General features: G+C 49.3%; 5 protein-coding genes. 4 read left to right on the forward strand and 1 reads right to left on the reverse strand.

Going from position 1 to position 10,383, the window contains the following annotated elements; translation table 11 throughout:
• Positions 1–23: 23 nt before the first annotated feature.
• On the reverse strand, positions 24–2,465 hold the full coding sequence (locus WMO65_RS24350) for a glycoside hydrolase family 2 TIM barrel-domain containing protein (RefSeq protein ID WP_148392452.1): 2,442 nt from the start codon (positions 2,463–2,465) through the stop codon (positions 24–26).
• A 261-nt stretch (positions 2,466–2,726) separates the two neighbouring features.
• Between WMO65_RS24350 and WMO65_RS24355 the strand changes: the two genes are divergently transcribed.
• The 4 genes from WMO65_RS24355 to WMO65_RS24370 all read left to right on the forward strand — a co-directional run bounded on the left by WMO65_RS24355 (position 2,727) and on the right by WMO65_RS24370 (position 9,851).
• A complete protein-coding gene (locus WMO65_RS24355) occupies positions 2,727–3,671 on the forward strand; it encodes a glycoside hydrolase family 43 protein (protein ID WP_148392451.1) in 945 nt (314 codons plus the stop codon).
• 52 nt (positions 3,672–3,723) lie between these two features.
• Positions 3,724–6,954 carry an alpha-L-arabinofuranosidase family protein gene (locus tag WMO65_RS24360; protein ID WP_148392450.1) on the forward strand — a complete coding sequence of 1,077 codons (3,231 nt, stop codon included), beginning with the start codon at positions 3,724–3,726 and terminating at the stop codon, positions 6,952–6,954.
• 97 nt (positions 6,955–7,051) lie between these two features.
• Entirely contained in the window at positions 7,052–8,191 is a 1,140-nt protein-coding gene (locus tag WMO65_RS24365; RefSeq protein WP_148392449.1) for a glycoside hydrolase family 88 protein, read from the forward strand.
• Between the two features lie 10 nt (positions 8,192–8,201).
• Positions 8,202–9,851, forward strand: a complete 1,650-nt coding sequence (locus WMO65_RS24370) for a DUF2264 domain-containing protein (protein ID WP_148392448.1) — start codon at positions 8,202–8,204, stop codon at positions 9,849–9,851.
• Positions 9,852–10,383: the final 532 nt, after the last annotated feature.

Genomic DNA, 10,383 nt, shown 5'->3' on the forward strand with positions numbered 1-10,383 from the left:
CTGTGCTCCTGTTTTTCCCTGTGTTATTTTAAGGGGGGAAGAGTCAGGACAGCCGTTTTTATATTTGCCTCCGCATCACCGGAAACGGTAATGGTCATTTCTTTTTCCTCATCTATATAGTTTACATAAATCAATAATCTGCCGTGATATACCCGTCTGAAGGCGGCGCAGTAATCTGTCACATCTGCCAGATCTCCATTTTCCAGACCCAGTATTCTGCCGTTTTCCGCATTCACATGTAAAAGTGAGGTGTCCGATAAAACAGGATTTCCCCAGGTGTCTTTCATGAGCACTTCAATCTGACGAAACGCCGGTTCCGTGGCGGAAGGAAGTGTATCCTCATAACAGTGCAGGGATATCTTACAGGCCGTGCCGGTGGTAGTCAGAGCATGGGATACTTCTGTACCGTCCGAAGCTTTTCCAAGGGCTTTCAGCGTACCGGGAACATAGGCAGTGGTGAGTATAATGGCGTCGCGGGCCGGGTCCTTTTGAAAAGTGCCCAGACATTTTTCATTCAGCCATATCTCAGCCTGAGGCAGATTCGTATAACATTTCACAAGCACTTCCTCTTCTTCCGGGTAGTTCCAGGTATCAGATACAGGAGTCCATTCCCCACGGTCTGCGTCAGGACGGGCTGTGGACAGATGTATCATAGGTTTGGAGGACCAGAGGCTCTGCCTGCGGTAATAGCCCGGTTTTTCAAATCCTGCAAGGGTCAGAAGACCGGCACTGGAGCCGTGGATGGGCCAGCCTTTCGCTTCCCCCAGATAATCAATTCCGGTCCAGAGAAACTGTCCTGAGATATAGGGATTCTTTGTCACGGCTTCCCATGCTTCCAGGCTGTGTCCATTCTCGCTTCCGATGAAAGGTTTATCCGGAAACCTGCGGTGGCTTTCCTCGTAGAGATGCTCCTTGTAGTTGTATCCTGCCACATCCAGGGAATCCAGAAATCCCAGCCGGGAGGACAGTTCGGGAAAGGCAGCCGCCAGGGTGACAGGGCGTGACGTGTCAATCTCCTTTACGATTTTTGTGAGCCTCCCGGCCAGTACAGCCAGGCGTCCGGCATCCGGCCTTTTGGGATTATATTGCCGTTCCTCTGCCGGTTTATCCGTATCGTTGTTGCCGGTCATGGTGGTGAAGGAAGAGTGGCAGTAAGGGTCATTGGGGTAGTCGATCTCGTTGCCGATACTCCACATGATAATGGAAGGATGGCAGCGGTCCCGGCGTACCAGGTCCGTCAGGTCCTCTTTGTGCCACCTGGGGAAATCCAGGTAGTACCCCTGATGCTTTGGCGGATACACATTATGTCCTGTGCTCCACTTGTTTTTTGGCCCCTCCCATTCGTCGAAAGCCTCATCTATAACAAGAAATCCCATGGAATCACACAGGTCATAAAGCTCCGGCATATGGGGATTGTGGCTCATGCGGATGGCGTTGCAGCCCATATCTTTCAGTTTTTTCAGACGCCTTTCCCACACGGGTACGGGTACAGCGGCGCCCAGGCAGCCCGCGTCGTGGTGAACACAGACGCCTTTTATCAGCATGTTTTTGTCGTTCAGGAAAAAGCCTGTATCCGGATCAAAACGGATGCTGCGGATGCCGACCCTGCGGCTGTCAGCCATGTACTCTTTGCCGCAGCAGGCTTCGCCGGAAACATCGTCTGCAGGGCAGAGCCGGGTTTCCAGGGTATATAGATCCGGTGAATCAGGGGACCACAGGGCGGGAGAAAGAACTTCACCTGTGGCTTTGGCCCTGCATGCAGTACCGGCAGGGATGTGCATATTTACAGAGACTTCAGCCTGCATCTTATCGGCTGCGGAACTGCAGTTTTCTATAGCAGACTCTGTACTTTCAGTTTTTACCAGTCTGAACTTTGCTGTAATCTGTACATCCTGCTGTGTGTCATTTTTTATTTCACAGGAAGCGCGGAAATGAGCTTTTTGGGAAGAAACTTCAGGGGTTTCAAAGGCCATGCTCCCGGGGATCACATGTACGGGCTCCTGCACAAGGAGCTGTACTTTTCTGGTGATGCCGGAACCGGTGAACCAGCGGGAATCCGCAATATCCCTGTGGTCTGCGCAGACACAGATGACATTCTCCCGGTCAAAGCTGAACTGTTCCGTAATGTCATAAGTAAAGGAAATATATCCGTTGGGCCTGTTTCCCAGGTAATAGCTGTTGCACCAGACACGGCTGTTCTTGTAGACGCCGTCGAAGGCCAGATACAGGCGTCTGCCTTTCCAGGACTCCCGGGGCGTGATACGGAAACGGTACCATCCAATTCCTCCTGCCAGATACCCGGTCCCGCTGGAATACTCTCTGGAAAAGGGCAGGGTGACAGACCAGTCATGGGGAAGGGAAACACTCTCCCAGTCTGAATCATCATACCATGCCTGCCAGGCATCCGGGCAGTCTCCCAGGTGGAATCTGCAGTTTTTGTTTATGGGATAATATGTTGTATTCATGATAGAAATACCTCCTGATATATATTTTTGGCAACTGTTTTGTCCCCACACAGTGTCATCCTTTTGGTTCCATTTTTCTGCTAAAACATATTATAGGGAACCCGCCGGGGAAAACAATGGAATTAAGAGAGACTTATTGTAAATCAGCGACTTTTTTACGGAAAAGCATTGTAAAAATACGCGAGGTGTAGTAGAATGAAATAAATTTGAAACCGATTTCAAGGAATGGGAAAAGAGTACAGCTAAGGAGGAAAAAGCTGCATGGAGAATAGAAAAAGAGGTTATTTATTTGTACATTTCATAGGCGAATCCCCTGAGGGGGAGCAGGTGTATTTTGCACTCAGCAGGGACGGGCTGCACTGGCAGGATCTAAATGAACAAAATCCGGTGATCCGCTGGGAAGACGGGGAAAAAGGCGTCAGGGACCCGTTTATAGTAAGGTCTGTCATAGACGGAAAATTTTATATCATTGCAACGGATTTGAGGATAGCAAACGGCAAAGGCTGGACCGCGGCACAGATGGAGGGGAGTACAAAAATTGTGATCTGGTGTTCCAAGGATTTGGTACACTGGTCAGAACCTTGGACCTTTGAAACCGGTGTCCCCGGGGCAGGCTGTGCCTGGGCACCGGAGGCAGTATACGATCCGGAGAAGGAAGCCTATCTTGTGTTCTGGGCTTCCATGACAAAAGAGGCAGGCGATACCGCGCACAAACAGAGGATTTACAGCTCCTATACAAGAGATTTTAAAGTGTTCACATCACCGGAAAAATACATTGAGAGGGAGCATCATGTGATAGATACCACTATAGTGGAGGAGAATGGTGTTTTCTACCGTTTTTCAAAGGATGAGACTACGAAAAAGGTACGTATGGACAGAGGCACCAGTCTTCAGGGGGAATTTACAGAGATGGAGGCGGAGGCATTAAGTGCTTTGACGGGAGTGGAAGGCCCTGCGGCATTCCCCATGGAGGAAGAAGGAAAATGGTGCCTTATGGTGGATCAGTTTGCGGAGGGGCTGGGGTATCTTCCCCTTATCTGTACAAGTCTGGAAAAAGGCGACTTTAAGGTGGCAGAACCCGGAGACTGCCATATGGGAAATGTCTGCAAACGCCATGGTTCTGTCCTGGTTCTGGAGGAAGACGAATATGAACGCTTGCATACCTGTTTTGGAAACAGGGTATCTGACCGGGCAGTTACAGAATGAAACAGGGTAACTATTTGCCTGGCTGAAGGTTACAGGAAAGGAAGAATACAATATGCAGGTAAAGATTAATACAAGGGCAGAAAAGGCGGATATGCAGGACCTGTTCGGCATCTTTTTTGAGGATTTAAACCATGCGGCAGACGGAGGATTATACGCGGAACTGATCCAAAACCGGGCATTTGAATTTTGCTCTGTGGACAATCCGGACTATCACGGACTGACTGCCTGGGAGAAGATAGAAAAGGGAGGAAAGACAGAGCTTCGCGTGGAGAAGGAACATGGTCTTTTCTCCGAAAATCCGCACTATCTGGTGATGGAAATACTCGAAGAGGGAGAGGACACAGGTGTGTGTAATCACGGATTCCATCCGGGGATTTTCTATGAAAAGGGAGCATGTTATAACTTCTCCTGTTATGCCAGAAAGGAGCGGGGAGACTGTGATCGGTTAGTGATATCTCTGCGTTCCCGGACAGGAGACATATATACTTCCCAGGCCATTGATATTACGGATAAGTGGGAAAAATACCAGCTCACGTTCCGGGCTCCTTTTGATGACAGACAGGGGAGACTTGCTGTGACGGCAAAGGGCAGCGGGTGTGTGGAGCTTGATTTTGTATCCCTGTTTCCGGCACATACATATAAGAACAGAAAGAACGGTCTGCGCAGAGATCTGGTGCAGCTTTTGGAAGAAATGCGTCCAAAATTTCTGCGTTTTCCGGGAGGCTGTCTGGTCCATGGCGGTTCCCTTCATGCAGGGGACAGAGATAGTCTGTACCGGTGGAAAAACACCATCGGTCCTGTGGAAAACCGTCCTTCCTGCAGAAATAACTGGGGATATAATCAGACCATGGGTCTGGGATATTATGAGTATTTTCTGCTGTGTGAGGATTTGGGCGCAAAGCCTGTTCCGGTGCTTCCGGGAGGTTATAATCCCCACACCCATGAGGCGGCTGTGGGAGATGAGCTGAAAGAATATATTCAGGATGCACTGGACCTCATTGAATTTGCCAACGGAGATGCGGAGTCATACTGGGGCAGCAGACGTGCGGCTATGGGTCATCCGGAACCGTTTCATATGGAATATATCGGCATTGGGAATGAGGAGGTGGGAGAACCGTTTTTTGAGCGGTACCCTCTTTTTCACAGGGCACTCAGGGAGAAATATCCTGAGATAAAGGTCATCGGAACCAGCGGCCCGTTCGCGGCGGGAAAGGAATATGACAGAGGATGGCAGTCCGCAAGGGAGGTGGGGGCAGACCTGGTGGATGAACATTATTACCAGGCACCGGAGTGGTTTATTGCGAATCACCACCGCTATGATGCATTTCCGGAAAACGGCCCCAAAGTATTTTTAGGGGAATATGCTTCTCAGGATAATACCTGGTTTCATGCATTGGCCGAAGCCTCTTATATGGTGGGGATGCAGAACGCCGCCCATGCGGTAAAAATGGCATGTTATGCGCCGCTTTTCTGCCATTTACATTATGAAAACTGGAGACCGGATATGATATGGCTGGACAACTGCACGGCAGTGCCATCGCCCAGTTATCATGTACAGAAACTCTTTATGAACCATCACGGGGATGTGGTTCTTGCACAGGAAATATCTGAGAAAGGCCCTTCTGTAATGATGAGCCGGTATCCTGACAGCCTTCCGGGCGATATTGTCCTGGAGGCCAATGAATCACGGGTGGCATTTGAGAATATTGTGATCACAGAGGAGGACACAGAAAAACAGCATACCTGCCGGGAAACCGTGCTGAGTCCTGAACGTTCCAGGGAAAAAATTACATCTGTTGACAGCCGGAATTATACCATCCGTCTCCATGCCAGGGAGTTGAGCGGCAAAAAAGGCTTCACCATCAGTTTCGGACAGCAGGATGAGAAAAACCGTGTGTTCTGGAGACTTGGCGGATGGGCCAATGAGGATTCTATAATCGGGGAGGATATAAACGGCAGGAATTCCTGTCTGGTCCAGCGCACGAGAAGCGTGGAAGCCGGAAGGAATTATGACCTGGAGATCCGTGTACGGGGCAGAAGGGTGGAGACCTATGTAGACGGCGCGGCAGAGCAGGAGACAGAGGTGTGTCCCATTGCTGCAGAGCCGGTCTATATCACCAGCAGCCGGGAGAGGGAATCAGGCGATATTATTGTGAAGATGGTAAATGTCCTGCCCCGAAAAGAGAAGGTGCAGATCTGTCTGGAGGGTGAGGAAAACAGCCGCTTTACAGGGCATATATACAGGATAGAAGGATATCATAGGGACGACAGAAATACCTTTGAACACCCGGATCTGGTGAGACCTGATGCGGCGGAAGCTGCGTTTGACAGTCCCGTATTTGAAGTTGACATAAAACCGGAGTCCCTGTGTATTTTGAGACTCCACCGCAGACAAAACCCTGTACTTCCCGGACTTTATGCAGATCCGGATATGCTGAAATATCAAGATACCTACTATCTCTACCCCACAACAGATGGTTTTGCCAACTGGTCGGGAACACAGTTCCATGCCTTCTCATCCCGGGATATGAGGGAATGGAAAGATGAGGGCGTCATTCTGGATGCTGCCTCGGAGCAGGTTCCATGGTCGACAGGATCAGCATGGGCCCCGGCTGTCTTTGAAAGGGACGGTCTGTTTTACTCTTATTTCTGCGCGAAAAGGCCGGATGGAGTATCCTGTATCGGTGCTGCGGTAAGCAGTTCTCCCGCATCCGGATACCGGGCACAGCCAAAACCTCTGCTGACTCCCGAAATGGTACAGGCAGCAGGTGTAAAGATGAGCCAGGTGATAGACCCATCCATTTATGAGGAGGATGGACAGGTGTACATGCTGTTCGGAAACGGCAGTCCGGCTGTTGTAAAATTAAGTGAAGACCTGCTTCATATCTGCCCGGAAACCATGAAGAATCTGGAAGGGGCAGAGGATTTCAGGGAGGCTGTGACAGTTCTGAAAAGAGGAGGCATCTATCATTTTACCTGGTCGTGTGACGATACGGGAAGTGAGGATTACCATGTAAATTACGGTATTTCCGACAGCCTTTACGGGCCTGTGAAATACCTGTATCCGGTACTGGAGAAAAGGCCGGGAGCCGGTGTGCTGGGAACAGGCCATCACTGCATTTTCAGGGAGCCGCAGGAGGATATTTATTATATGGCGTATCACCGTTTTGCCACCCCAGTCAGTGATTATCCTGAGGGCAAAGGGTATCACCGCGAGACATGTATTGACCGGGTGGAATTCGGAACGGACGGCAGAATGAAGCCGGTACAGGTACGGCCGTAGAGCTGATTTATAAGACCGGGAGATATTCAGACATACTGCTTTGACAGAATTATATTGCAGACAGCGGGCTGTAAAGAGACATGGAGGAAACAGAGGAATGCAGAAATTTTTATCAGAATCAGACTGTAAATGGCTGGAGGAGACCTTTGCAAAATTTGATATAAAGATAGAAAAGGAATGTGAAAGACTGGGAGATAAAATTCCCTACATTCCACAGAACGGACACTATGAGGAGGACTGGGGAGAAAGGGATATTGCCTGGTGGACCAACGGCTTCTGGGGCGGTATCCTGTGGCAGATGTATCACGCCACGGGGAAAGAAATCTACCGCCAAAAGGCTGAAAACGCGGAGAGACGGCTGGACCGGTCCCTGGCAGAATATGAGGGACTTTATCACGATGTGGGATTTATGTGGATGCACACAGCAGTGGCAGATTACAGGCTCACAGGGAATCATGCATCCTATATCAGAGGTCAGCATGCAGCCAATCTGCTGGCAGGAAGGTTCAATGTGCTGGGCAATTTTATCCGGGCCTGGAATGATGATAAAACCGGGTGGATGATCATAGACTGCCTGATGAATCTGTCCCTTCTCTACTGGGCTTCTGAGGAGTCAGGGGACCCTCGGTTTGATGCTGTTGCCAGAAGACATGCGGACACGGCCATGGAGAAAATACTGCGTCCGGACGGCTCCTGTAATCACATAGTCATATTGGATCCGCTGACAGGAGAGCTTTTGGAGGCACCGGCAGGGCAGGGCTATGCGGAGGGGTCTTCCTGGTCCAGAGGCCAGTCCTGGGCAGTCTATGGTTTTGCCATCAGCTATGCCCACACAAAGGAACAGAAATATCTGGATGCGGCAAAGCAGACAGCCCACTATTTTATTGCCAATGTCTCCCTTACGGAGTATCTTCCGCTGTGTGATTTCAGAGCGCCGGAAGAACCGCTGTATTACGATTCCACAGCAGGTGCCTGTGCGGCCTGCGGCCTTCTTGAGATAGCAAAACACGTGCCGGAGAATGAAAAAGCCCTGTATGAGAAGAGTGCTCTTCGGATTCTTAAGGCAATGGAGCAGCATTTCTGTAACTGGAATCCTGAGGAGGACGGAATTCTGGGCATGGGAAAAGTGGCGTATCATGACGAGGGAGAAAACCGTCAGGTGCCTATTATTTACGGTGATTATTTCTTTCTTGAGGCGGTGCTGCGGCTGATGGAAAAAGACTTCTGGATTTGGTAGGAGGAGAGTAATGGTAGAGAGAAAGCTGAACACAAGACAGGATTTTGCAGATCTGATGCTTACTATTTTAAAACCGCTGAAACCGTATTACAGTACAGGAAAGGCACGCCTGAACATTGGATGCACCAGTGCCCATTACCCGGATGAAAGTGCCTGGATGGAGGGATTTTCCCGCCCACTCTGGGGACTGGCTGCTTTCTGGGCAGGGGGCGGAAGTGATGACGCATTTGAAAAAATATACAGAGAAGGGCTTGTATCCGGCACAGACCCTGCGTCTTCGGAATACTGGGGAAAATGCGGGGATTATGACCAGAAGCTGGTTGAGATGGCCGCCATTGCCTTTGCCATTTTATTTGCCGGTGAGAAAATCTGGGAGCCACTGACAGAAAGAGAGAAAAAACAGGTAAGTGTATGGCTCTGGGAGATCAACCGCAATAAATGCTGTGACTGTAACTGGCGTTTCTTTCATATTCTGGTGAATACGGCGCTTAAGAAAGTCGGAATGCCGTATGATAAGAAGGGGATGGAGGATAGCCTGGAGTTTATTGAATCCTGTTATATCGGCGGAGGATGGTATCTGGACGGTGAGAACGGGCAGGCGGATTATTATGTTCCTTTTGCCATGGAGTTTTACGGGATCGTGTATGCAATGGTCATGAAGGAGGAAGAACCGGAGCGTTGCAGGCGTTACCTGGAACGGGCAGAGGCGTTTGGAAAGGACTTTGTATACTGGTTTGCAGAGGATGGCAGTGCCCTTCCCTATGGACGATCCCTGACTTACCGTTTTGCGCAGGCGGCTTTTTATTCCGCCTGTATCATGGCACACATTGAGCCGCTGCCGCTGCCGGTGATGAAGGGAATCATTGTCCGTCATCTGGAATACTGGATGAAACAGCCTATTTTTGACCATACAGGTCTTATGACTATCGGGTACTGTTATCCTAATCTGCAGATGACAGAGAGCTATAACTCCCCGCAGTCGCCCTATTGGGCCATGAAGATTTTTGCGTGTCTTGCCCTCCCTGAGGATGACCCCTTCTGGGCTTGTGAGGCAGCGCCGCTTCCGAAGCTGGAAGAAGAAAAATATCTGGAGAAGGCGGATATGATCATACAGAGAAGGGCGGACGGCAATGTTGTGGCACTTCCCGGGGGACGGACATTTGGGCATGTGCATGGACATACGGAAGAAAAGTACGCAAAGTTTGCTTACTCTACCAAATACGGATTCAGTGTCATGCGCTCCCCGGTAAATTTCCAGGAGGCTGCACCGGACAGTGTGCTGTCTTTTGAAGTGCTGGGGCACATATTTATCCGGGGGCAGGCCAAGAATTATGAGGTGACAAAAGAACATGTGGTTTCCGTCTGGTCCCCACTCCCGGGAATTCGTGTACAGTCTGAAATCCTTCCTGCCCGTGAGGGACATAAAAGGATACATGTGATTGAGAGTGAATATGAGTGCATAGCTTATGATGCCGGCTTTGCGCTGCCTCTGGGAGAAGAGGAGGGATGTGAGGTGCGCTGCCTGCTGGGTGGCGGAGAACCTATGCTGGTAAAGCCGGACCCGAATACAAATCTGATCCACAGTAAGACAGTGATCCCGGTTGTGAGATATGAGATTAAGAAAGGGATAAATAAGATAGAGACAGAAGTGTTGTATTAAGTTTTATTCTATAAAGCACAGCCGGGTGGTACTGACTTTTCAGATGCCGGGCCTGACCATCAGTTCTTCCGTGTGAACAGAAGGAGAGAAATGGATGGCCGGGCCCGGCTGCTTTATATTGGGGAGTGGGTTTGAGAAATTGTTTGGGATCTTATGTAAACTGAAAGGACAATCAGAGCATAAATTTCTGGGAATATATTTAACGACTAAAAAAGGAAAAGAAATTGTAGGTAAATGAAGAAGAAATCCATGCCAGAAACTTAGAAAAACAGATAAAGCGCAATTATTGGGAAGAAATGATAGGTAAATCAGGAAGAAGTCCAGGCTTGAAACTAAGCAAAACAGATAAAATCCCATTACTTGAAAGAAATTATAGGTAAATCAGGAAGAAATGCAGGCTTGAAACTAAGAAAAAACAGATAAAGAGCAATCACCAGGAAGAAATTATAGGTAAGTCAGGAAGGAATCCAGGCTTGAAACTAAGAAAAAACAGATAAAGAGCAATCACCAGGAAGAAATTATAGGTAAATCA

It is taken from the genome of Blautia caccae, from assembly GCF_040095955.1.
Taxonomy (GTDB): Bacteria; Bacillota; Clostridia; order Lachnospirales; family Lachnospiraceae; genus Blautia; species Blautia celeris.